This window comes from Pandoraea pneumonica (assembly GCF_049918595.1).
GTDB classification, from domain to species: Bacteria; Pseudomonadota; Gammaproteobacteria; order Burkholderiales; family Burkholderiaceae; genus Pandoraea; species Pandoraea pneumonica_A.
This window is the reverse complement of the sequence record NZ_JBNCRZ010000004.1, coordinates 142,765-165,138: the sequence shown is the minus strand read 5'-3', so window position 1 is coordinate 165,138 and position 22,374 is coordinate 142,765. Positions and strand designations below refer to the sequence as shown.

At 61.0% G+C, this 22,374-nt stretch carries 20 protein-coding genes; 6 read left to right on the top strand and 14 right to left on the bottom strand.

Annotated elements, in window-relative coordinates; all coding sequences use genetic code 11:
- Nucleotides 1-51 precede the first annotated feature (51 nt).
- Complete coding sequence (locus ACPWR9_RS17290; protein ID WP_426299611.1) at nt 52-195, top strand: hypothetical protein; 144 nt, start codon at nt 52-54, stop codon at nt 193-195.
- Between the two features lie 57 nt (nt 196-252).
- Here ACPWR9_RS17290 and ACPWR9_RS17285 read toward each other — a convergent pair whose 3' ends face one another.
- Both ACPWR9_RS17285 and kbl read right to left on the bottom strand, forming a co-directional pair.
- Nucleotides 253-1,227 (bottom strand): NAD-dependent epimerase/dehydratase family protein, encoded by a 975-nt coding sequence (locus ACPWR9_RS17285; RefSeq protein ID WP_426299609.1) that lies wholly within the window; start codon nt 1,225-1,227, stop codon nt 253-255.
- 2 nt (nt 1,228-1,229) lie between these two features.
- Entirely contained in the window at nt 1,230-2,447 is a 1,218-nt protein-coding gene (gene kbl / locus ACPWR9_RS17280; RefSeq protein ID WP_426299607.1) for a glycine C-acetyltransferase, read from the bottom strand.
- Between the two features lie 124 nt (nt 2,448-2,571).
- Between kbl and ACPWR9_RS17275 the strand changes: the two genes are divergently transcribed.
- Both ACPWR9_RS17275 and ACPWR9_RS17270 read left to right on the top strand, forming a co-directional pair.
- On the top strand, nt 2,572-3,162 hold the full coding sequence (locus ACPWR9_RS17275) for a helix-turn-helix domain-containing protein (protein WP_426299605.1): 591 nt from the start codon (nt 2,572-2,574) through the stop codon (nt 3,160-3,162).
- Nucleotides 3,163-3,362: 200 nt separating this feature from the next.
- Nucleotides 3,363-4,985 carry a methyl-accepting chemotaxis protein gene (locus tag ACPWR9_RS17270; protein ID WP_426299603.1) on the top strand — a complete coding sequence of 541 codons (1,623 nt, stop codon included), beginning with the start codon at nt 3,363-3,365 and terminating at the stop codon, nt 4,983-4,985.
- 118 nt (nt 4,986-5,103) lie between these two features.
- On the opposite strand, the gene ACPWR9_RS17265 is transcribed toward ACPWR9_RS17270, so the two are convergent.
- Nucleotides 5,104-5,823 carry a TetR/AcrR family transcriptional regulator gene (locus tag ACPWR9_RS17265; protein WP_426299601.1) on the bottom strand — a complete coding sequence of 240 codons (720 nt, stop codon included), beginning with the start codon at nt 5,821-5,823 and terminating at the stop codon, nt 5,104-5,106.
- A 233-nt stretch (nt 5,824-6,056) separates the two neighbouring features.
- On the opposite strand from ACPWR9_RS17265, the gene ACPWR9_RS17260 reads away from it, so the two are divergent.
- The gene (locus ACPWR9_RS17260) at nt 6,057-7,343 is read left to right on the top strand and encodes an MFS transporter (RefSeq protein WP_426299599.1); all 1,287 of its coding nucleotides are present in this window, start codon (nt 6,057-6,059) and stop codon (nt 7,341-7,343) included.
- A 68-nt stretch (nt 7,344-7,411) separates the two neighbouring features.
- Nucleotides 7,412-8,536, top strand: a complete 1,125-nt coding sequence (locus ACPWR9_RS17255) for an alkene reductase (protein WP_426299597.1) — start codon at nt 7,412-7,414, stop codon at nt 8,534-8,536.
- Between the two features lie 62 nt (nt 8,537-8,598).
- On the opposite strand, the gene ACPWR9_RS17250 is transcribed toward ACPWR9_RS17255, so the two are convergent.
- From ACPWR9_RS17250 to ACPWR9_RS17220, 7 genes are all read right to left on the bottom strand, one after another.
- Complete coding sequence (locus ACPWR9_RS17250) at nt 8,599-8,940, bottom strand: type II toxin-antitoxin system PemK/MazF family toxin (protein WP_426299941.1); 342 nt, start codon at nt 8,938-8,940, stop codon at nt 8,599-8,601.
- On the bottom strand, nt 8,937-9,068 hold the full coding sequence (locus ACPWR9_RS17245; RefSeq protein ID WP_426299595.1) for a hypothetical protein: 132 nt from the start codon (nt 9,066-9,068) through the stop codon (nt 8,937-8,939). Before ACPWR9_RS17245 ends, ACPWR9_RS17250 begins: the two co-directional genes overlap by 4 nt.
- 163 nt (nt 9,069-9,231) lie before the next feature.
- A complete protein-coding gene (locus ACPWR9_RS17240; protein ID WP_426299593.1) occupies nt 9,232-10,470 on the bottom strand; it encodes a mechanosensitive ion channel family protein in 1,239 nt (412 codons plus the stop codon).
- A gap of 181 nt (nt 10,471-10,651) precedes the next feature.
- A complete protein-coding gene (locus tag ACPWR9_RS17235; protein WP_426299591.1) occupies nt 10,652-11,851 on the bottom strand; it encodes a betaine/proline/choline family ABC transporter ATP-binding protein in 1,200 nt (399 codons plus the stop codon).
- Nucleotides 11,848-12,495, bottom strand: coding sequence for an ABC transporter permease (locus ACPWR9_RS17230; protein ID WP_426299589.1), 648 nt, complete (start codon nt 12,493-12,495; stop codon nt 11,848-11,850). The genes ACPWR9_RS17235 and ACPWR9_RS17230 overlap by 4 nt, the downstream gene beginning before the upstream one ends.
- Nucleotides 12,496-12,547: 52 nt before the next feature.
- Nucleotides 12,548-13,471, bottom strand: coding sequence for a glycine betaine ABC transporter substrate-binding protein (locus ACPWR9_RS17225; protein WP_426299587.1), 924 nt, complete (start codon nt 13,469-13,471; stop codon nt 12,548-12,550).
- An 18-nt stretch (nt 13,472-13,489) separates the two neighbouring features.
- Nucleotides 13,490-14,224 (bottom strand): ABC transporter permease, encoded by a 735-nt coding sequence (locus tag ACPWR9_RS17220; protein WP_174988196.1) that lies wholly within the window; start codon nt 14,222-14,224, stop codon nt 13,490-13,492.
- 870 nt (nt 14,225-15,094) lie between these two features.
- Between ACPWR9_RS17220 and ACPWR9_RS17215 the strand changes: the two genes are divergently transcribed.
- Nucleotides 15,095-16,462: a diguanylate cyclase domain-containing protein gene (locus tag ACPWR9_RS17215; protein WP_426299585.1), complete on the top strand. Its 1,368-nt coding sequence runs from the start codon at nt 15,095-15,097 to the stop codon at nt 16,460-16,462.
- A gap of 72 nt (nt 16,463-16,534) precedes the next feature.
- On the opposite strand, the gene ACPWR9_RS17210 is transcribed toward ACPWR9_RS17215, so the two are convergent.
- Genes ACPWR9_RS17210 through ACPWR9_RS17195 form a run of 4 tightly spaced genes read right to left on the bottom strand, consistent with a single transcriptional unit; the run spans nt 16,535 to nt 21,724 of the window.
- Complete coding sequence (locus tag ACPWR9_RS17210) at nt 16,535-16,954, bottom strand: VOC family protein (RefSeq protein ID WP_150680957.1); 420 nt, start codon at nt 16,952-16,954, stop codon at nt 16,535-16,537.
- 19 nt (nt 16,955-16,973) lie between these two features.
- Entirely contained in the window at nt 16,974-18,521 is a 1,548-nt protein-coding gene (locus tag ACPWR9_RS17205; protein WP_426299583.1) for a SpoVR family protein, read from the bottom strand.
- Nucleotides 18,522-18,523: 2 nt separating this feature from the next.
- The gene (locus ACPWR9_RS17200) at nt 18,524-19,786 is read right to left on the bottom strand and encodes a YeaH/YhbH family protein (RefSeq protein WP_150680959.1); all 1,263 of its coding nucleotides are present in this window, start codon (nt 19,784-19,786) and stop codon (nt 18,524-18,526) included.
- Between the two features lie 15 nt (nt 19,787-19,801).
- Nucleotides 19,802-21,724 (bottom strand): PrkA family serine protein kinase, encoded by a 1,923-nt coding sequence (locus ACPWR9_RS17195; RefSeq protein WP_150680960.1) that lies wholly within the window; start codon nt 21,722-21,724, stop codon nt 19,802-19,804.
- Nucleotides 21,725-22,374 lie beyond the last annotated feature (650 nt).

Here is a 22,374-nt window from a genome sequence, read left to right as displayed (position 1 = left end):
CGCAGGTCCGTGGGCGGCGAAGACCGTGTACCAGTTCCGAGAAGACGCAATATGAGCTACTACCACTCGAAAGAAGAAGGCCGGGGACGCGCCTTGACCTTCACCACCGCCTACCGCTGGCGCCGTCGCGGCCTCGCCGTCACCTGTGCGGTCATCGCCGCGCTCGTCTACTACGCGGTTCACCACCCGAAGTAAGGTCCGGCCCCGCCGCTATCCCCTAGGAACTGCGGCGCTTCCGTCTACGAGAACGCTTCAGGCTGCGTTTCCCAAGACCGGTGCATGCCAGTCGAGGGGAACGTTGGCGAGCATGTCGTCGACCATGGCATCCAGACCGAAAGCCGGTTGCCAGCCCCAGTCGTAACGCGCATGCGTGTCGTCGAGCGTGTGCGGCCACGTCTCGGCAATCGCCTGACGGAAGTCCGGTGCGTACTTCACCGTGAAGCCCGGCACACGACGTGCGATCGCAGCGGCCAGCGTCGCCGGATCGAAACTCACGCCCGCCACGTTATACGACGAGCGCACACGCAGACGCGAGGCGTCGGCGTTCATCAGTTCGAGCGTGGCGCGCACAGCATCGGGCATGTAGATCATCGGCAGTGTGGCGTCTTCCTTCAGGAAGCACGTGTAGGCCTCGCCACGACGCGCCGACTGGAAGATATCGATCGCGTAGTCGGTCGTGCCGCCGCCCGGCGGCGTCTTGTAGCTGATGACGCCCGGATAACGCAGGCTGCGCACGTCCACACCGAACTTCGTGTGGTAGTACTCGCACAGCCGCTCCCCTGCCTGCTTGCTGATGCCGTACATCGTGGTCGGGTCCATGATCGCCAGTTGCGGCGTTTCCACGGCAGGCGTGTGCGGGCCGAACGCGGCAATCGACGACGGCCAGAACACGCGCAAGCCCTTGCGCGATTGGTGCTCGCGAGCGAGTTCCAGCACGTTGAGCAGCCCGTTCATATTGAGCGTCCATGCTTGCAGCGGACGGGTTTCACCTGTGGCCGAGAGCAGCGCCGCCAGATGGAAGATCTGCGTGATGCCGAAGCGTTCGACGAGTGCGGCCAGACGCGGCGCATCGAGCACGTCGAGGGTTTCGTAATGCACCGGATGACGCGACGGTCCCGGGGCGATATCGGTCGCGACGACATTCTCGTTGCCGTACTGCGCCGCGAGGGCTTCGACGAGTTCGCTGCCGATCTGCCCGTTGGCGCCGATGATGAGGATGCGTTCCATGTTCAACCTTGCTTGAGAATGCCGAGTTCGTTACCGGCCTGCGCGAAGGCGGCCAGCGCGCGTGTGAGATGCTCACGCGTGTGGGCCGCCGAGAGTTGCACGCGCACACGCGCCTGCCCCTGCGGTACCACCGGATAGAAGAAGCCCGTCGCGATCACGCCGAGCTCGAAAAGACGTTGCGCGAAGCTTTGCGCCAGCGTGGCATCGAACAGCATGACCGGCACGATCGGGTGCGTGCCCGGTTTGATCGTGAAGCCGAGTGCAGCCACTTCGCGGCGGAAGAAGGCCGTGTTCTCATGCAGTTGTTCGCGACGCGCCGAAGAATGTTCCAGTTCGTCGAACACGGCCAGCGACGTGCCCACGATGGCCGGCGCCAGACTGTTCGAGAAGAGATACGGACGCGAGCGCTGACGCAGCGTCTCGACGACTTCGCGGCGACCGGCAGTAAAGCCGCCCATCGCGCCGCCCAGCGCCTTGCCCAGCGTGCCCGTAATGATGTCGATCTTGCCGATCACGCCGTGATGCTCGTGCGTGCCACGGCCCGTGGCGCCCATGAAACCGGTGGCGTGACACTCGTCGATCATGATGAGCGCGCCGTACTGTTCAGCCAGCGCGACGATGCGGTCGAGCTGAGCAATCGTGCCGTCCATGGAGAACACGCCATCGGTGACGATGATGCGGTGACGTGCCCCAGCGGCCGCTTGCAACTGGCGCTCGAGGTCTTCCATATCGTTGTGCGCGTAGCGCAGACGCTGCGCCTTACACAAGCGCACGCCGTCGATGATCGAGGCGTGATTCAGTGCGTCGGAAATAATGGCGTCCTGCTCGTCGAACAGCGGCTCGAAGACACCGCCGTTGGCATCGAACGCTGCGGCATAGAGGATGGCGTCTTCGGTCCCGAGATACACGGCGATACGCGCTTCGAGTTCCTTGTGCGGGCCTTGGGTACCGCAGATGAAGCGCACCGACGACAGGCCGAAGCCGAAGTCTTCGAGCGCCTTCTGACCGGCTTTGACCAGCGATTCGCTACCCGACAAACCCAGATAGTTGTTCGCGCACAGGTTGATGCGGGTCACCCCGTCGTCGCACATGACCTCCGGCCCCTGCCGCGACATGAGCACGCGTTCCTGCTTGAAAAGGCCTTGGCGGCGCGTGTCGTCGAGTCGTTCGGTCAGTTGCTGATAGAAACCCTCGCGGGCTTCCGGGGTGTGTGCGGTCATCGTGTGCTTCTCCTCGGGCGGTGCGTTTGCTCTGCTACCATGCAGGCATTCACCTTAGCGGAAACTATACTTTATATTGAACTAATTTCAATATATTGAAAAATTCTAATATCCCGGAAAGAATATGGCAAGCATCCCCGCAACGCCCGCCGCCGCGCCGACGGCACCGCCGCCGGTCGGCGACATGATTCAGCAACTGCGCAAAGAGCGCGGCATGACGCTCGAGACGCTCTCGCGCGCTTCGGGCGTATCCAAATCGATGCTCTCCCAGATCGAGCGCGACAAAGCCAACCCGACCATTGCCGTCGCTTGGCGGCTGTCCAACGCCCTGGGCGTTCGGCTCGACCAACTGCTCGGCGCCCCGGCCGGTGACCCGGAGCCGGTGCGCGTGATCGGCAAGCATGAAATCCCGACGCTGGCCGGTGCGGAACACGCCTACCAGTTGAAGATTCTCGGCCCCATGGAGTTGGCCGGTAAGTACGAGTGGTACGAACTCACGCTCCAGCCGGGCGCCGCCCTCGTCTCCGAACCCCACGATCCGGGCACTCGCGAGCACTTCACCGTGTTCGACGGACAGGTGGACATCGAAGTCGAACACTTCGTGCGTCGTGCCAAACCGGGCGAGACAGCGCGCTACCCCGCCGACCGCGCACACGCGATTCGTAACGCAGGCAAGTCGGTGGCACGCGGGCTGCTTGTGGTCATTCACGGCTAGTCCTGCGCAGAATCTCCACAATCGCGCACTCAAGTCCGCCGCTGGACTGCCGTTAGCACACCTTCGGTCGGTGTCTTCATCAGGGGCACTGATAACCAATACACAACCGGACCGCCCGGGCGTACCCATACGCCACGGGCGGCCGCCGCCAGCGCGCGATTGCGCGGGACTTGAGCGGAACGAGTGGGGATGACGAAGTCATGCAGCGATTGAGTTTGAATGCGAAGTTGTGGTCGGCTGTTGGATTGATGTGGGTCAGCTTGCTAGTCATGGCCGTTTGGGGCGCCTGGGCGCAACGCAATACGATGCTCAGCGAGCGACGCGCGGGTCTCACCCACGTGGTCGATTCGGGCCTGAGTCTCGTCAAGCACTACGCCGAGCGCGCCGAGCGCGGCGAAATGACAGTGGCTGATGCCCAGAAGGTCGCCCGCGAACAGATCGGTGCGATCCGTTACGACGGCGACAACTATTTCGGTATCTTGAACTCGCAGCGCGTCATCGTGCTCAACTCGGTCAACCCGAAGCTCGAAGGCCGCGACATGAGTCAGTTCCGCGATCCGTCGGGCAAGCTCATGTTCTCGGACATCGTGGCTGCCGCGCGCACCGATGACCCATTCGTCACGTATCTCTGGCCCAAACCTGGCTCGGATAAACCCGTCGAGAAAATCAGCCGCGTCGGTGCCTACACCCCGTGGGACTGGTATCTGACGACGGGCGTCTATGTCGACGATATCAACGCCGCATTCGTCGGCGCGCTGCTGCGTTGGGGCGCCATACTCGCGGTCATCGGGTTGGCAGTCTCCAGTGTGATGCTGCTCATCATTCGCAACGTGCGCAACAGTCTCGGCGGCGAGCCGGAATACGCGGCCGATATCGCGTCGCGCATCGCCGATGGCGATCTGCTCACGCAAGTGAAGCTGCGTCAGGGCGACCGCACGAGCCTGCTCTACGCCATGCAACGCATGCAGGGCAATCTGCAACAGATGATCGGGCGTATTCGCGGCGGCACCAGTGCAATCACCTTGGCGTCACGCGAGATTGCCGAAGGCAACACCGACTTGTCGGCCCGCACCGAACAACAGGCGGCTGCACTCGAGGAGACCGCCTCGTCGATGGAGCAGTTGACCTCGACCGTTCGCCAGAACGCCGATAACGCCCGTCAGGCGAGCCAGCTCGCCGAGAACGCTTCGTCCATCGCCGTGCGCGGCGGGCAAGTGGTCGATCAGGTCGTCGCCACGATGGAAGGTATTTCGCAGAGTTCGAACAAGGTGGTCGACATCATCAGCGTGATCGACGGCATTGCGTTCCAGACGAACATTCTCGCGTTGAACGCTGCCGTGGAAGCCGCGCGCGCCGGTGAGCAGGGCCGTGGTTTCGCCGTGGTCGCCGGTGAAGTACGTACGCTCGCCCAACGCAGCGCCGCCGCCGCGAAGGAAATCAAGGAGCTGATCGAAGCCTCGAACGGCCGTGTGCAGGACGGCTCGATCCTCGTCGCGCAAGCGGGTCAGACGATGCACGACGTGGTGCAAGCCGTACGGCGTGTGACCGACATCATGGGTGAGATTTCGGCGGCATCGAACGAGCAGAGCCACGGCATCGAGCAAGTCGGCCGGGCGGTCACGCAGATGGATGAAGTGACGCAGCAGAACGCCGCGTTGGTGGAACAGGCCGCGGCGGCGGCGGCATCGATGGAAGATCAGGCGCGCCAGCTCGATGCTGCGGTCGCGGCCTTCCGTATGTCGACCGGGGACTTTGCCGGTGCGGCATCGAGCCCGATCCGCAGCGGTACCGCTTCGGTGGCCATGCAACGTCTGGCCGCGTAACCTACCCACCGTGACAGCGTCACGCGCCTGCGCGCCGGCGCCGTCACCTTGGGGCATACCTTCTCGTACGTCTTGGGTACGCCTTGGGTATGCCTCGTTGTATGCCCTGCCGTATGTCTTAAGCCGGCGCTGCGACCTTCGACAGTGCCGCGTCGATAATCTGCCCCGCCACAGTGGGCAGCACCCGCAACGGGGCTGAACCCGGGCCAAACGTCTGGCTTGCGGCGTAGGCGCCTTCCAACACCAGCGACAGCGCATCGACCAACGGCGCCGGTTCGTCCAACCCCGCAGCCGTGGCCAGCTCGGTGAACCGCCGCACCACTTCCGCCTTGTAGTTCACGACCGACTTACGCGCCGGGTGCTCCGGGTCCGGAAACTCGGCCGCGACATTGACGAACGGGCACCCGCGATAGCCAGGGTGGCTCGCCCGCTCGGACAAATCCACGAAAATTTGCAGCAACTGCGCGCGCGGCTCGCCCGGGCGGCGCGCGATGCTTTCGTCGATACGTTGGAGACTGCACGTTTGCATCTCGTCGAGATACGCGAGGATCAACTCATCCTTCGACGCGAACTGACGATACAGGCACATCTTGTTGACGCCCGCGCGCTTGACGACGGCATCCACCCCCACGGCACGCACCCCTTCCGTGTGAAACAGTTCCACTGCAGCGTTGAGCAGATATTGCTGTGCTACCGGTGCCGGTGTCACATGCCGACCGCCGCCCTTTGCCGCGCGCGTTGCGCCGGCCGTTGCCGTGCCGCGAGCGCGGGCAGGCGACGACGCTTTATCGGCGGGCGTGGCGGGTAGTGAAGGATCCCGGGCTGTCGATTTGGCCATTGGCTGGCGCTCCTGATTCTATGATTTGCAACAAGTGGGACGCTGCGCCCTCGTGGGTCGAGCAAAGCCCCTGTTGTCACAAAGGAATGCTTGACATGTTACCGATCGGTTCATAACATGGCAACCTCATGTTACCGAGCAGTCACAACCGACTATTCGGCATAGACAGCACGGCGCCAGCCAACGTTCCCGACATTGTGACGCGGTCCCCCGGAGCCGCAAGGATTCCCGCCATGAAGGCAGCCATTGCAAGACGTATCGACGGCCGTTTCCACTACGCGTGGATCGTCGTTGGCGTAATTTTCCTCGTCCTGCTGGCGTCGGCGGGTATTCGTGCCACGCCCAGCGTGATGATGGTGCCGCTGGAGCACGACTTCGGCTGGAGTCGCGCCACGGTGTCGCTGGCCATTTCCGTGAACCTTGCGCTGTACGGGCTGACTGGCCCGTTTGCCGCGGCGGCGATGCAGCGCTTCGGTATCCGCCCGACGGTGATGGTGGCCTTACTGCTGTTGGCCTCGGGCACCGCGCTTTCCTCGCTGATGACCGCCCCGTGGCAGATGATTCTGATCTGGGGTGTGATGGTCGGCGGTGGCACCGGTGTGGCGGCCGTCACGCTCGCCGCAACGGTCTCCAACCGCTGGTTCCACACCCACCGTGGTCTCGCCATGGGCATTCTCACAGCCAGTTCGGCGACCGGGCAGATGGTTTTTCTGCCGATGATGGCCGCGATCACCGAGCGTTACGGCTGGCGTCCGGTCGTGCTGATCGTCGCCATTGTCGCCGCGTTGGTGTTGCCGCTGGTGGCTTTTCTGGTGCCGGAGCGCCCGGGCTCGGTCGGCCTGCGCCCAGTCGGCGCACCGGCAGACTCGCCCGACGTGCCGCTCGCGCAGGGCAACCCGCTGGCGCATGCGCTGTCGGTGTTGCGCATGGCGGCCGGTAAGCGCGACTTCTGGCTGCTGTTCTTCAGCTTCTTTATCTGCGGTGCCAGCACCAACGGGTATATCGGCACGCACTTCATCGCGATGTGTGGGGACTACGGCATCTCCGAGGTGAAGGGCGCCGGTATTCTCGCCGCCATGGGCATGCTCGATCTCGTCGGCACGACACTCTCGGGCTGGCTGTCGGACCGCTATAACAGCCGCGTGCTGCTGTTCTGGTACTACGGGCTGCGCGGTCTGTCGCTGATCTACTTGCCGTATGCCTTCGGCTTCGACTTCTTCGGTCTGCCGCTGTTTGCCTTGTTCTATGGCCTCGACTGGATTGCCACGGTGCCCCCGACGGTGCGCCTGACGACCGACGTGTTCGGCAAGACCATGGCCCCGATCGTATTCGGTTGGATCGTGGCCGGGCACCAACTCGGTGCAGCCACTGCGGCACTGGTCGCCGGTTCGTTGCGGGCCACGCTGGGCAACTACACGATGGCGTCGATGCTCTCGGGCGGCGTCTGCATCATTGGCGCATTCATGGTGCTGCGCATCGCTCGTCGTGCCCCGACGAGTGCGGCCCCTGCAAGCGCTTAAAAATTGTCTTAACCTGTGCAGGTTTTTGTGCAGCACAGCAACCCCCAACTTTCACAGGATCTTCAGCAATGACGGATTCCCAAGCTACCCCCCTCTCCCCCCTCGATACGGACCTGTTTTCGCCGTACACCCTCGGTCCGCTCGAACTGAGCAATCGCGTCGTGATGGCACCGTTGACCCGTAGCCGCGCCGGTGCTGGCGACGTGCCGGGCCCGCTGGTCGCCGAGTACTACGCGCAGCGCGCGTCGGCCGGTCTCATCATCAGCGAGGCCACCAATATTTCGCAGCAAGGCAAAGGCTACGCGTTCACCCCCGGCATTTACACCGACGAGCAAGTCGCTGGCTGGAAGAAGGTGAACGATGCGCTGCACGCCAAGGGCGGCAAGATCTTCTGCCAGCTCTGGCACGTGGGCCGCATCTCGCACCCGTCGCTGCAACCCGGCGGTGCACTGCCGGTCGCGCCTTCGGCGATTCAACCGGCAGGCAAGGCATTCACCGAACACGGCTTCGAGCCGCACCCGACGCCGCGGGCGCTTGAGACGTCCGAGATTCCGGGCATCGTCGAGCAGTATCGTCATGCCGCGGAGTGCGCCAAGCGTGCCGGTTTCGACGGCGTGGAAATTCACGCGGCGAACGGCTACCTGCTCGACCAGTTCATGCGCGACAAGACGAACCATCGCACCGATCAGTACGGCGGCAGCATCGAGAACCGCGTGCGCCTGGTGTTGGAAGTGACGCAGGCGGTGGTCGACGTCTGGGGTGGAGATCGCGTGGGTATCCGCCTCTCGCCGATCAGCCCGGCGAACGATTGCGGCGACAGCAATCCGGAACCGGTATTCACGTACGCCGTTGAACAACTGAACCGCTTCAACCTCGTGTATCTGCACGTGGTGGAAGGAGCGACGGGCGGTCCGCGTGAAGTGGCCGACGGCTTCGATTTGCAGAAGCTGCGCCGCATCTTCAACGGCACGTACATGGCCAACAACGGCTATGACCTGGCGCTGGCGATCGAGGCTCGCAAGGAGAATCTGGCGGACCTGATCGCCTTCGGCAAGCCGTTCATCGCCAACCCCGATCTGGTGGAACGCCTCAAGCGCGGCGGCCCGTTCAACCCGCTCGATCGCGACACGCTCTACGGCGGCGACGCCCGCGGTTATGTGGACTACCCGACGTTGGACGAGTCGGTGGCGTAACGTTGCGGCGGTACCGGTAACAACGAAAGAAGGGCTCCTGTGGGAGCCCTTCTTGTCTTGATTCAATGCATGGAATCAGTTCGCTCGTCGTCCGCAAAAGCGTCACGCAGACAATCCATCGTATCGCTCAGCGCGGAAGGATTGAGCACGCCGACTCGCCTCACCAAACGCCGCCTGTCGATTGCCCTCACCTGATCGACAACTACCGATCCACGCCGTCCATCGAAACAGGTCGGCACCCGGTAGCCCGTTAGGCGCGACGACGACGTCAGCGGGGCAACGATCACCGTTCGCACGCTCTGGTGCATTCGCGCAGGCGAAACCACCACACATGGCCGCGTCTTTCTGATCTCGCTTCCGACCGTTGGATCTAACATTACGAACCAAACGTCGCCACGCTTCACCACGTCCACTCCTCCTCGTCGAAATCGTTACCGAAATCCCCAAGAAGCAGCACGCTGCCGTCACTTGTGCCCTCTGCCTCAGCATCCGGCACGTCCATTACCGCATCAAAACCATCCCGTTCATCCATCGCACTTCCCTCATTGCCTTACCCCGTTGCCGTCTCATCTCGTGTGAGCTGAGACGCATCGTCGCAGGCGCAAAACACGAAGTAAATAGGGGTGGCGATGTTCCGGAATATTCCTGATGCGCGGCTCGGACGAATCACGCCATCGCGCAGAAACGGCACAACATCAATCCGCCCGCTGCGCCTGCCAGCGAAGCAGATCCGCACCCGCGGGATTCTGGTACATGCGCAGGCCGAACTCCGGCAGGATCGCCAGCAGATGGTCGAACACGTCGCCCTGCACGCGCTCGTACTCCGCCCACACGATCGTGTTGGTGAAGCAGTACAACTCCACCGGAATCCCCGTGGCCGACGGTTCCAGCGAGCGCACCATGCACGTCATGCCCTCGTGAATGTTCGGATGCGACTTCAGATACGCCAACGCATACGCGCGGAATGTACCGATGTTCGTCAGCCGACGCGTATTCGCCAACACACCCGCCGCCGTGCCGAGCGCCGCATTCGCTTCGGCAATCGTGCGCTGCTTCTCCGACAAATACGGCCCGAGCAGATGCAGTTTCGACAAGCGTTCGATCTCGCTTTCATCGAGAAAACCCACGCTGCCCGCATCGAGGCACACCGTGCGCTTGATACGGCGCCCACCCGCCTGCTGCATGCCGCGCCAATTGCGAAAGCTCTCCGAAATCAGTCGCCACGTCGGAATCGTCGTGATGGTCTTGTCCCAGTTCTGCACTTTCACCGTGTGCAGTGCGATGTCCACCACATCACCGTCGGCGCCCACTTGCGGCATCTCGATCCAGTCGCCCACGCGCAGCATGTCGTTGGACGTGAGCTGCACGCTCGCCACGAACGACATGATCGTGTCCTTGAACACCAGCAAGAGCACCGCCGACATCGCCCCCAACCCAGAGAGCAGCAACCACGGCGAGCGATCGATGATGGTGGCCACGATGGCGATCGCCGCGACCACATACAACGCGATCTTGCCTAACTGCACATAGCCTTTGATCGAACGCGTGCGGGCATGCTCCGACGTCGCATAGATCGCCTGCGACGCATTCAACACGCCTGCGATGGCGAGCGTCGCGTAGAGCAACGTCGTTGCGAGCGCCACATTGCTGATGACAATCACCAACTTCGGCGGCAGATCAGGCACCAACGCAATACCGAACTGAATCACCAGATACGGCAGGATGTGCGCCGCACGTTGGAATACTCGGTGCGTGAGCAACGCATCGTCCCAACGATTCGCCGTGCGCTGCACGACGAGGCGCACGACACGCACGATGACGAACGTCGCCACGGCCTGAACCAGCATCGCTGCCACGATCAGGATCGCCAACCCGCCGACCATGCGCGCCCACGGCGCATTTTCAAACCATATCAACATCGAATCCAACGCCATCCTGCAACTCCTTGACTACGATTGATCGGCCCGGCATCCCGTCAGTTCTGCACGGCCTGCACGATCTGCGCTATGTACATGCCCCACGCGCCAATGCAAAAATGACGGCCCCGCAGGACCGTCATTCCCGAACATCATGACGTGCCCGCGTATGAGGCACGTCTGCGTGAGCGTACCGTGGTTACATCTGCGCGCCGAACGGCACGTTCGCCACTACGCTCGGCGCGCCAGGCAGTGACGGGGCAACGATCGTACCACCGCCGCTGCCGCGCGATTTGCCGGAACTCAAATAGTCGGCAATCGAGTCCTGCGTGACTTCGCCCAGATACTGATTGTCGTCGCCCAACACCGGCAGCGACGCCAGGTTGTGTTCGTACATGCGCGAGAGCAGCACACGCAGATTGTCGTTCGCCACCGCCGACGCCTTGAAGTCGCGCACACGCTCGCCGCACGTGCCCTGCGCATGTCGCGTATCGCGACGCGCCACGTACCCCAGCGCCTTCGCGTTCTCGTCGACCACGACCAGCGAGCGCGTATCGAGCTCGTCCATCAGGCCATAAGCTTCCGCGAGCGTCGTCTGCGGTTTGACGGTCGGCTGCGGGGTCGCCGCGTCTTCCGCGCGCACCAGCAGCAAGCGCTTCAGAATACGATCGTGCCCCACAAAGCTCGCGACGAACTCGTCGACCGGGCGCGCCAGCAGCGCATCCGGTTGCGCGTATTGCACCAGACGCCCTTGGCGGAAGATCGCAATACGGTCGGCAAGCTTGATCGCCTCGTCGATATCGTGACTGACCATGATGACGGTCTTGCCCAACTGACGCTGCATCTGGAAAAACTCGTTCTGAATCGACTCGCGGTTGATCGGGTCGACGGCGCCGAACGGCTCGTCCATGAGCAACACGGGCGGGTCGGCAGCCAGCGCACGAATCACGCCGATACGCTGCTGTTGTCCGCCGGACAACTCACGCGGGTAACGCGACAGGTAGTGCTTCGGATCGAGCGCGACCATCGCCATCAATTCGGTCGCACGCTCACGGCAGCGCTTCTTGTCCCAACCCAGCAGACGCGGCACGACCGTGATGTTCTCTTCGATGGTCATGTTCGGGAACAGACCAATCTGCTGAATCACATAGCCGATGTGGCGGCGCAGTTCGATTTCGTTGATCTTGCCGGTGTCTTCGCCGTTGAGCAGAATGCGGCCCGAGGTCGGCTTGATCAAACGGTTGATCATCTTGAGGGTGGTGGTCTTGCCGCAGCCCGACGGGCCGAGGAAGACGCAGATTTCGCCCGGCGGCACTTCGAGACTGACCGAGTTCACGGCGTTCACGCGCGTGCCGTCCTTCTGGACGAAGCTTTTGGTGAGATTGTCGAGTGTAATCATGCGGTTCGAATTCCTTTGGGTGTCAGCACGCGCTGGAGGCGGTGCAACAAGGTGTCGGCAACGATGGCGAGCAGACTCACCATGACCGCACCCACGACAAGTTGTCGGGTATCGCTCTGGCTGATCCCGCGGGTGATCAACACCCCGAGACCGCCGGCACCGACGATGGCCCCGATGGCCATCACGCCAATATTCATCACAACGGCCGTGCGTACGCCGCCCAGCACCACCGGCACTGCCAGCGGCAACTCCACCAGGCGCAAGCGCTGCCAGAACGTCATGCCGATGCCGATGCCTGCTTCGCGAATGCTCGGATCGATCTGTTGCAGCGCCAGACACGTGTTGCGCATGATCGGCAACAGCGAGTAAAGAAAGACCGCCGCCACAGCGGGCGCAGGTCCAATACCGATGCCATAAACCGACAGCACCGGAATCATCAGGCCGAACAGCGCGATCGAAGGGATCGTGAGCACGACCGTCGCCAACCCGAGCACCGCGCCCGACAGCCAGCGAAAACGCGTGATCAGCACACCCAGCGGCACGCCGACCACGATGGCCGCACCCACCGATGCAGCCACCAGCCACGCATGCTGCCCCGTGAGGATCAGAATGCGGTGCCAGTTGTGAGTCAAATATTCAATCATTGGATTTCCTCAGTCAGTGACGTCAGGGAGTGAGTCGCAGCAGGCAAGCGCCTTACTGCATCAGCCCTTCCTGTTCGAGGAATTCGCGTGCCACGCGGGCCGCCCCCTTGTGCTCGATGTCGACTTTCGCGTTCATATCGCGCATGTTCTCGTCGTTGATCTTCGCGGCCAGCACATTGAGCTCATCGGCCAGCTTCGGATTGGCGTCGAGCACTTCCTGACGCACGACCGGCGTTGCGGCATAGGCCGGGAAGAACCCCTTGTCGTCAGTGAGCACCTTCAAGTCGAAGCCCTTGTTGCGGCCATCGCTCGTGTAGACCAGACCACTATCGATCTGCTCGTTCTTCAGTGCCGTGTAGACGAGCCCCGGGTCCATCTGCTTGATGTTCTCGCGCTCGAGATGGAAACCGTAGAGCTGTTCCATCGGCTCGAGACCATCCGAGCGGCCGACGAATTCCATGTCGAAGGCGAACCGCATTTTCGGATTCGCCTTGAAACGTTCGATGAGCTGCGAGACGGTTTCAATGCCCTCTTCCCGCGCGATCTTGCCCGGCATGGCGAACGCATAGGTGTTGTTGAGCGACGACGGGTTGAGCCAGACGATACCGATCTTGCCGTCGAGCTCCTTCACGCGCTCGTAGGTCTGTTGCGGGTCGAGTTTCTCGGTGACCTTGTTGTAGACGATGAGCGACGTGCCGGTGTATTCCCAGACGATGTCGAGCTGCTTGCTCTCCATGCCTTGGCGCATCACGACGCTACCCAAACCGTTCTTCAGTTCGATGTCGTAGCCTTTGCTCTTCAAATACTGCGCGGTCATCTCCGAGAGAATGAGTTGCTCGGTGAAGTTCTTGCCGCCGATGGTGAGCGTCGCGGCGTGGGCAACCCCGCCGATCGCCATCGCACCAAGGGCCAACCCGGTCACAGCTAACTTTCGCGCCAGCTTGCCGAATCGTGTTCGAGAGAAAACTTGCTTCACGTGTGGGTCTCCTTTGTCTTAGCGCGTTGCGGCGCCGTGACGTGCGAACCAGAGGCCGCTCGCGAAGGCGACAATGCCGTCGAGCACGAGCGCAAGCAGCGCGGTGCCGGCAGCGCCGAGCAACAACTTCGTCTGGTCGTTCAAATAGATGCCCGGGAAGATCAATTGCCCCAGGCTGTCCGCGCCGATCAGGAACGCAAGCGGCGCAGTGCCGACGTTGATCGCGAGCGCGGTACGAATGCCGCCGATGATGACCGGCATGGCGTTGGGCAGATCCACGCGAAACAGCACCTGCGCGGGCGTCATGCCCATGCCGCGTGCGGACTCACGCAACGCAGCGGGGACTTGTCGCAAGCCTTCGTAGGCATTGCGAACGATCGGCAGCAGCGACGCGAGCCACAGCGCCAGAATGGCGGGGCGGTCGCCGATACCGAGCACTGCCATCGAAAGCGCCAGCACGGCGAGCGACGGCAGCGTGTTGCCGATGTTGAAGATCTGCACGGCGCGCTCGGCGTGTTTCGCGAATATCGGTCGCGAGATCAACACCCCCGCAGGGACGCCGACGGCAATCGCCATCGCCATCGATATGGCCACGAGCTTCAAATGCTGTTGGGTGTAGTACACCAGGTCTCCCCGGTATTTGACGAGCGAATCGACGCCCAGCCAATACACCAGACCGGTGACTGCGGCGGCAACACCGAGCAGTCCGAAGCCGGCCAAATAGAGAATGCGATACTGCTTCGCCACGTTCATGCTCCCTTTGAATGGGTTGGCAGCGCTGGCGCGAGGCAATAGCAATCGCCCCGCGTGACAACGCGGTCAAACAAGCATGACAACTGATAGCTGCCTTGCGAATTGTGAGGTGTTCGCTCCGAAGGTCTGAGAAAGACAACGGTGACGAACCAGGCGTCGCGTGATGCGACTTGAGAGACGAGCTTTCGACGCCGTGGGCGCCTGGGCCTCTCGATACACGCTTATTGAAAGCGCGCGAATGTTTTACTGCACAAGCTCATTGCGTGATGGTACGGATCGCCGGCGCAACGAGGAACACCGGCAACGCTTATGTTTCTATTGGCCAGTCAGAGCGATTGGCCTTTTTTATTCTAGTACAGATAGTGCGTCGATGCCAACCCATGACATTAACTTCTGCCAATAATTCAGTGCATTTCCGCATTATCTGCCACGATATTCCCCATATACATCGGATACCGAATTAATTGCACGCGCTGTAATCGCCCGTCATCTCTAGGTTCTCGGACGGTCAATGGGAGATGTCCCATTTATTGAGAAATCAGTGTTTCGCAGAGCGGTTCATCGTGTCGCAGCGAATTATTTTCCGCGCTTAGGAGAGAACCCTCTAAACGCGTTTTCGACACCTCGAAACCCGCCTGTTTATGGGGGTCTCGGCGAATTTAGAGGGGGGCCGTGGAAACGGATGCCAACCCGTAAAAACTCGTGTATTCTCCGAGGTTTATCTTAGTTTTCAACCATTTAGCGCAAAATCGGGGAAACGCGACGGTAACGCGAGGCTATGACCTGGCGGCCAGTCACGGGTGCGGTGGTTGAACGGTAAAAGAGCGATCGTGCGCGAGGCACGAGGGCGTTGATCGGCAAATAAGAACTATGAAAAGTACCATCAGCCGTACCGAACAGGGCAACCGTGTTGCGGCGACGACCATTCTCGTCGCTTGTGCCGCGCTCACCCTCGCAGGGTTTCTTACGCGCGCCTTTGAAGGCGCGGTAAATCCGCTGCTCACTTTCTTTCTCGTCTCCGCCGGGGGCATCCTCAATTTATCGACAGCGTGTCTGCTCGGCGTGCAATATCTGTACAACGGCAAGCGCTACTTCGCCCAGTTCGGCTGTGCGTTTTTGCTGCGCGGCCTGTTCATGTTCACGCAAGGTGTGCTGCTCGCGAATCAGCTCGCCGGTATCTCCACACACATCACGCGCGCGCCGTTTTGGCTCTGGTTGGTGGCCGAAGGGAGTTTCGCTGCCTACGTGATGATCAGCGTGCGCAGCTATTCGCGCACGCGCAGCGATCCGCACACGCGCCCGGGTTATTCGGAAGCCGCCCGCTACGGCGCCACGGTACTGATCATCTGGTTGACGGTCTCGCTCTCGATCGTCGGCGCTGCCCGTACCCTCGTCACGCCGAAGTTCACCGGTGGCATCGACATCGAGACGATCGCATTAGGCGCCATGTTCGTGGCCTATGTCGCGCTCTGGTGGCGCATCGCGGCCGTCACGCGCCTGTCGCACAAGCTGTTTCTGTTGGTCTGGGTGGTGGTCACCATCTCGCTGTGCCAGTTGCTGCTCGCGCTCACCGCGCCAAGCGAGGCGTCGTATCAATGGTATGCCGCGCGTCTGCTCGCGCTCGCCTCGCCGGGTGTGGCCACGCTCGCGCTGGTGTGGGAAATCACACGTCAATACCAGTCGCTCGCGCTCACGAATACCGATCTGGTCGAAAAGGTGTTCATCGATCCGCTCACACATATCTACAACCGGCGCTACTTCGACAATCGCATCCGGATCGTGGCCGACCGTGTGCAACAGCACAACACGCCGCTGTCGGTGCTGATCATCGATATCGATTTCTTCAAGCAGGTCAATGACCGCTACGGCCATCCGTTCGGCGACGCCGTGCTGCAACGCATTGCCAACACGATTCAGCATTGCATCCGGCTGCCAAGCGATTTCGTCGTGCGTCTGGGCGGGGAAGAATTTGCCGTGGTGTTACCGGAGATCGATCAGCATGCGGCGCTGCGTGTGGCCGACCGCATTCGCGAATCGGTCAAGCGCGCGAGCACCGACTTGCTGCCCGTGAAGGCGCGCGAGGAAGGTGAGGCCATTACCATCAGCGTGGGGATTGCGTCGTGGCATCCGGGCGAGCCGCTCGTCATCAGCTCGATGCTCGAACGTGCCGACAAGGCGCTTTATCAGGCCAAGCACAAAGGACGCGATCAGAGCGTGCTGGGGCAGTTGGCGGCGTAGTTGAGCGCGCGGTCGTTCGCTCTTGTGAAGGTAGCGAGCAAGCCGCTGAGCGGCTGAGATAGCGCGTCGCGGTCAACGCCTTGGATGCGTCGGCGGGCCTTTGAGCTCGACCGTATTGCCATCGGGATCGGTGAGATAGCACGACGGCCCTTCGCCCTGTGCCCCGTACCGCTGCACGACTTCCCCGAGCGTCACGCCATGCGAAGCCAACCCTTGTCGGATGGCTTCGTCGTCGAACGGCTCGACGCGCAAACAGAAGTGATCGAGATTGTGGCCCTCTGCCCCCGGCGCATCGCCGCCCTGTCGGCCAATCGTTCCGGCCACATCGACTAAATCGATCAGGGAATCCCCCGCGCGCAATTGCACGAGCCCGATGTCGGCCTGCACCTTTTCCAGCGTGCAGCCCAAGACATCGACATAGAAGTGTTGAAGCCGCGCGACGTCGACCGTGCGCAGCACTACATGATCGAGCGCGACGAACGGGATCTTCATCGAACGTCCGTCGCCCCACTCATGCCGCGCTCAACGCATAGCGTCGCCGCTTCTCGACCTTGGTTTCGTGCGTCATTTCGCTGCGACCATCTTCGAACACGGTCTCCAGCCTCACCGTGAACCCCCACAACCGCGCCACGTGTTTCAGCACTTCTTCGAAACCATCGTCAAGCGGTTTGCGGTCGCTTTGCACGTGCCGCAGCGTGAGCGAGCGGTCACCGTGCAGATCAACGTGCGAGACCTGAATGTTCGGCTCCAATGTGCTGAGGTTGTATTGCTGCGCCAGCATCTCGCGAATCTCACGGTAGCCGATGTCGTTGTGAATCGCCGTCACACGCAAGCGGCTGTCGCGATCGTCGTCGAGCACAGAGAACAGCTTCAGATCGCGGATGACCTTCGGCGAGAGGAACTGCTGAATGAAGCTCTCGTCCTTGAAGTTGCGCATCGCGAAGTCGAGCGTCTTGATCCAATCGCTGCCTGCAATGTCAGGCGCCCACTGGCGATCTTCTTCCGTCGGCTCCTCGCACATCCGGCGGATGTCCTGGAACATCGCGAAGCCGAGCGCATACGGATTCAGGCCGCTGTAGTACGGGCTATCGAACGACGGTTGATAAACCACGTTCGTGTGCGCGTGCAGAAACTCCATCATAAACGCGTCGTTCACCAGCTTCTCTTTGTAGAGCTGCTGGAGAATCGTGTAGTGCCAAAACGTCGCCCAGCCCTCGTTCATCACTTTGGTCTGGCGTTGCGGATAGAAATACTGCGCGAGCTTGCGCACGATTCGCACGATTTCACGCTGCCACGGTGCAAGCTTCGGCGCGTTCTTCTCGAAGAAGTACAGCAGGTTTTCCTGCGGCTCGCCCGGGAAGGCTGGCTCGTCGGAGTCGGTCGGATCGAGCCCGTCGTCCTCGTCGTCATCGTGCAGCACGTGATTGGGCAACGTGCGCCACAGATCGTTGATCTGCAATTGCAGGTAGTTCTCGCGCTCCTTCTGGCGCGCTTGTTCCTGTGCAAGCGACAAGCGCTTGGGTCGCTTGTACCGATCGACGCCGTAGTTCATCAGCGCGTGGCACGAGTCGAGCAATAGCTCCACCGATTGCTCGCCATAGCGTTGCTCGCACTCGGTGATGTAATTGCGCGCGAACAACAGATAGTCGACGATCGCGTCGGCGTTGGTCCACGTGCGGAACAAGTAGTTGCCCTTGAAGAACGAGTTATGACCGTAGCTCGCATGCGCAATCGTGAGCGCCTGCATGGTCATGCTGTTCTCTTCCATCAGATACGCGATGCAAGGGCTCGAGTTGATGACGATCTCGTAGGCCAGCCCCATCTGCCCGCGCTTGTAGCCGCGCTCGGACGACAGGAAATGCTTGCCGTACGACCAGTGGTGATAGCCGATAGGCAATCCCACAGTGGCATAAGCGTCGAGCATCTGCTCGGCGGTGATGATCTCGATCTGATTCGGATACGTATCGAGCTTGAAGTTCGCGGCGATGCGCGCGATCTCATGCTCGTAGCGCTGAATCAGCTCAAAGGTCCATTCCGATCCGGTCGATATGTAGGCCATGGTCAGGCCGCCTTTTTCTTGAACAAATCGTGCAGCACCGGGTAAATCTCCGCGGCCTCCATGATGCGTTGCATCGCGAAGTTCGAATGCTGCTGCTTGACCGACAAGTACTCGTTCCACAAATTCTGCGGCTCCGCGCTGGCCACCTCGACATACGCGAAGTACTGCACGGCGGGCATGATGGTTTGCATCAGAATGTCGCGGCAAATGGGCGAGTCGCCATCCCAGTTGTCGCCGTCCGACACTTGTGCGCCGTAGATATTCCAGTCGCTCGGCGAGTAGCGGTCGGCAATGACTTCCGCCATCAGCTTGAGCGCGCTCGACACCACCGTGCCGCCCGATTCCCGTGCGTAGAAGAAGTCGTCTTCATTGACCTCCTTCGCAGTCGTGTGGTGACGGATCAGCACCAGGTCGATGCGCTCGTAGTTATGCCGCAAGAACAGATAGAGCAGCATGAAGAAGCGCTTGGCGAGGTCTTTGCGGCTCTGATCCATCGAGCCCGACACGTCCATCAAACAGAACATGACGGCCTGCGCCTGCGGGCGCGGCTGCATGATGCGGTTCGAATAGCGCAGGTCGAGCTTCTCGATATACGGAATCGCCTCGACGCGCGTGCGCAGGTGCGTGATCTCGTGTGCGAGAGCGAGTGCGCGCGGCGACGTATCGCCCTCACGCGAAACCACGTCGGCGTACTCGCTCTCCAGTTCGCGCAACTGCTTGCGATACGGGGCGGTGAGCGCGATGCGGCGGCCCAGTGAGCTGCGCATCGTGCGAATCACGTTCAGGTTCGAGGGCGTGCCGTCAATGGAGTAGCCCGCCCGCACCTTGCGAAACTCCGGAATCTGCGCGAGCCGGCGTTTCGCGAGGTCGGGTAAGGCCATGTCTTCGAAGAAGAACTTCAGGAATTCCTCGCGAGAGAGGTTGAAGACGAAATCGTCTTCGCCCTCGCCCGAATCGCTGGCACGGCTCCCGCCGCCGCCAGCGCCCGACGGTGGACGCTCGAAGTTATCGCCCACCACGAACTCGCGGTTGCCGGGATGCACCATCTCCCGCCGTCCGCCGGGCCCGTGGTGGAACAAGGGCTCAGAGATGTCCTTGACCGGGATCGAGACCTGTCCGCTGCCATCGATATCGGTAATCTTGCGCCCAGACACCGCCTTCGCCACCGCTCGCCGAATTTGATCGCGGTAGCGCTTGATAAAGCGTTGCTGGTTGATGGCGCTTTTGTTCTTGCCGTTTTGCCGTCTGTCGATGATCGCTGACATAGTGGCCCCGAGTGGTTACGAGGATTTGCGCACGCGCAGGTACCATTCCACGAGCAGGCGGACCTGCTTCGGGGTATAGCCTTTTTCCACCATCCGGTTGACGAAGTTGGCGTGCTTTTCCTGATCCTCCTTGGACGACTTCGCATTGAAGGAGATCACCGGCAGCAAGTCCTCGGTGGTCGAGAACATGCGCTTCTCGATGACGGCCCGCAGCTTTTCGTAACTCGTCCAGAGCGGATTCTTGCCCGCGTTGTTGGCGCGTGCGCGCAGGACAAAGTTGACGATCTCGTTGCGGAAGTCCTTCGGGTTCGTGATACCGGCCGGCTTCTCGACCTTCTCCAGCTCATCGTTGAGCGCCGTGCGATCGAGAATCTCGCCGGTATTCGGATCGCGATATTCCTGATCCTGAATCCAGAGATCCGCGAAGTTCACATAGCGGTCGAAGATGTTCTGACCGTACTCGGAGTACGACTCCAGATACGCGGTCTGAATTTCCTTGCCGATAAACTCCACGAACGGCGCAGTCAGATACTCCTTGATGTAGGCGAGATAGCGCTTCTCGACTTCGCCCGCATACTGCTCGCGCTCGATCTGCTGCTCGAGCACATACAGCATGTGCACCGGGTTGGCCGCGACTTCGGTGTTATCGAAATTGAATACCTTCGAGAGCACTTTGAAGGCGAAGCGTGTCGACATGCCGGTCATCCCTTCGTCCACCCCGGCGTAGTCGCGATACTCCTGATACGACTTGGCCTTCGGGTCGATGTCCTTCAGGTTCTCGCCGTCGTAGACGCGCACCTTGGAGAAGACGTTGGAATTTTCCGGCTCTTTCAGACGCGTGAGCACGGCGAACTGCGCGAGCATCTTGAGCACGTTCGGTGCACGTGGCGCATTCGCGAGCGAGCTGTTCTTCACGAGCTTCTCGTAAATCTTCACCTCGTCGGTCACGCGCAGGCAGTACGGCACCTTCACGATGTAGATACGGTCGAGGAAAGCTTCGTTGTTACGGTTGCCCTTGAAAGTCTGCCACTCCGCCTCGTTCGAGTGGGCGAGCACGATGCCGTCGAACGGAATCGCACCGAACCCTTCCGTGCCCTTGTAGTTGCCTTCCTGCGTCGCGGTCAGCAACGGGTGCAGCACCTTGATTGGCGCCTTGAACATTTCCACGAATTCCAGCAGGCCGCGATTGGCCAGGCACAGGCCGCCGGAATACGAGTAGGCATCCGGATCGTCCTGCGGGAATTCTTCGAGTTTGCGGATATCGACCTTGCCGACGAGCGACGAGATGTCCTGATTGTTCTCGTCACCCGGCTCGGTCTTGGCGATGGCGATTTGTTGCAGCACCGACGGACGCAGCTTCACCACACGGAACTTGGTGATGTCGCCGTTGAATTCGTTCAAGCGCTTGGTGGCCCACGGCGACGGGATCGTTGTCAGATACCGTACCGGGATGCCGAAGTCCTCTTCGAGAATCTTGCCGTCTTCCTCGGGCGAGAACAGACCCAGAGGCGACTCGTGCACTGGCGATCCCTTCAGGCAATAGATGGGCACTTCTTCCATCAATGCCTTCAGTTTCTCGGCCAGCGACGACTTGCCGCCCCCCGGAGGCCCGAGCAGATACAGGATCTGTTTGCGCTCTTCGAGCCCCTGTGCGGCGTGTTTGAAGAACGAGACGATTTGCTCGATGGTGTCTTCCATGCCGTAAAACTCACGGAAGGCCGGGTAGATCTTGATGATCTTGTTCGAGAAGAGCCGCGAGAGCCGCGGATCGTGGTGCGTATCGATGAGCTCGGGCTCACCGATGGCGCGCAGCATTCTTTCGGCCGCCGACGCATATGCGGTCGAGTCTTTCTTACAGATCTCCAGATACTCCTGGATGCTGTACTCCTCTTCCTTGCGTGCGTCGAAACGTGTCGTGTAGTGGCTGAAAATATCCATATGCCTCACCCCCCGCTTCATCGGAAAACATCGCGATGCGATGCCCGCTCTGTTGCCTAAGACCCGGATGACTGCGCAATGGTTTCGACCTGGCTCACTGCATGCCGGAGCGACGTTCGCGAAACCTTTCGCACTGTCCCCTCCCTCACATGAACGACTCAAAATCGGTTTAGGTTGACTTTAAACTTGTCACTAGAAAAAGCAACCGTTAACTCATCATATGCACAAACAAAAAAACTGTCGCTAGATATTTGCCGCAGCGCTAAGCATTCTCGATAACCCGCAGCCCGTAAGGGTTTCCGCGAAATCTACGCATTGCGCATGCCGATCAAAATACATCAGAATTCGAGCGAATTCTCTTGCACAACCACACGCATTGCGCACTCGGGTTTGCCTGCATTCGTAACACGTCGTAATGTGCAGAGAATTATTAAGTAATCCTATTTATCCAATAGTCTTTAACGAAAATATCGGCACGCCGGGTGCAGTGATTTTTGGAAAAAAGAGTGGGTGGCCCGACGACGTCGCAGCGTGCGAATTCGTGGGCGCGAGACGAGAGGCTTTCCGGCGAGAAGCGACGCGACTGCGCAAGTCGCGAAGGTCGTGCGAATCGCATGCGTGGCATGAACCCGCGGACCGGAAAACCGACG

What these genes read in the sequence shown, in the direction of transcription:
- ACPWR9_RS17195 (WP_150680960.1), bottom strand. Translation starts at nt 21,724, where the DNA reads ATGGATATTTTCAGCCACTACACGACACGTTTCGACGCACGCAAGGAA.
- ACPWR9_RS17260 (WP_426299599.1), top strand. Translation starts at nt 6,057, where the DNA reads ATGAAGGCAGCCATTGCAAGACGTATCGACGGCCGTTTCCACTACGCG.
- ACPWR9_RS17215 (WP_426299585.1), top strand. Translation starts at nt 15,095, where the DNA reads ATGAAAAGTACCATCAGCCGTACCGAACAGGGCAACCGTGTTGCGGCG.
- ACPWR9_RS17285 (WP_426299609.1), bottom strand. Translation starts at nt 1,227, where the DNA reads ATGGAACGCATCCTCATCATCGGCGCCAACGGGCAGATCGGCAGCGAA.
- kbl (WP_426299607.1), bottom strand. Translation starts at nt 2,447, where the DNA reads ATGACCGCACACACCCCGGAAGCCCGCGAGGGTTTCTATCAGCAACTG.
- ACPWR9_RS17210 (WP_150680957.1), bottom strand. Translation starts at nt 16,954, where the DNA reads ATGAAGATCCCGTTCGTCGCGCTCGATCATGTAGTGCTGCGCACGGTC.
- ACPWR9_RS17270 (WP_426299603.1), top strand. Translation starts at nt 3,363, where the DNA reads ATGCAGCGATTGAGTTTGAATGCGAAGTTGTGGTCGGCTGTTGGATTG.
- ACPWR9_RS17240 (WP_426299593.1), bottom strand. Translation starts at nt 10,470, where the DNA reads ATGGCGTTGGATTCGATGTTGATATGGTTTGAAAATGCGCCGTGGGCG.
- ACPWR9_RS17220 (WP_174988196.1), bottom strand. Translation starts at nt 14,224, where the DNA reads ATGAACGTGGCGAAGCAGTATCGCATTCTCTATTTGGCCGGCTTCGGA.
- ACPWR9_RS17275 (WP_426299605.1), top strand. Translation starts at nt 2,572, where the DNA reads ATGGCAAGCATCCCCGCAACGCCCGCCGCCGCGCCGACGGCACCGCCG.
- ACPWR9_RS17235 (WP_426299591.1), bottom strand. Translation starts at nt 11,851, where the DNA reads ATGATTACACTCGACAATCTCACCAAAAGCTTCGTCCAGAAGGACGGC.
- ACPWR9_RS17230 (WP_426299589.1), bottom strand. Translation starts at nt 12,495, where the DNA reads ATGATTGAATATTTGACTCACAACTGGCACCGCATTCTGATCCTCACG.
- ACPWR9_RS17245 (WP_426299595.1), bottom strand. Translation starts at nt 9,068, where the DNA reads ATGGATGAACGGGATGGTTTTGATGCGGTAATGGACGTGCCGGATGCT.
- ACPWR9_RS17205 (WP_426299583.1), bottom strand. Translation starts at nt 18,521, where the DNA reads ATGGCCTACATATCGACCGGATCGGAATGGACCTTTGAGCTGATTCAG.
- ACPWR9_RS17255 (WP_426299597.1), top strand. Translation starts at nt 7,412, where the DNA reads ATGACGGATTCCCAAGCTACCCCCCTCTCCCCCCTCGATACGGACCTG.
- ACPWR9_RS17265 (WP_426299601.1), bottom strand. Translation starts at nt 5,823, where the DNA reads ATGGCCAAATCGACAGCCCGGGATCCTTCACTACCCGCCACGCCCGCC.
- ACPWR9_RS17290 (WP_426299611.1), top strand. Translation starts at nt 52, where the DNA reads ATGAGCTACTACCACTCGAAAGAAGAAGGCCGGGGACGCGCCTTGACC.
- ACPWR9_RS17200 (WP_150680959.1), bottom strand. Translation starts at nt 19,786, where the DNA reads ATGTCAGCGATCATCGACAGACGGCAAAACGGCAAGAACAAAAGCGCC.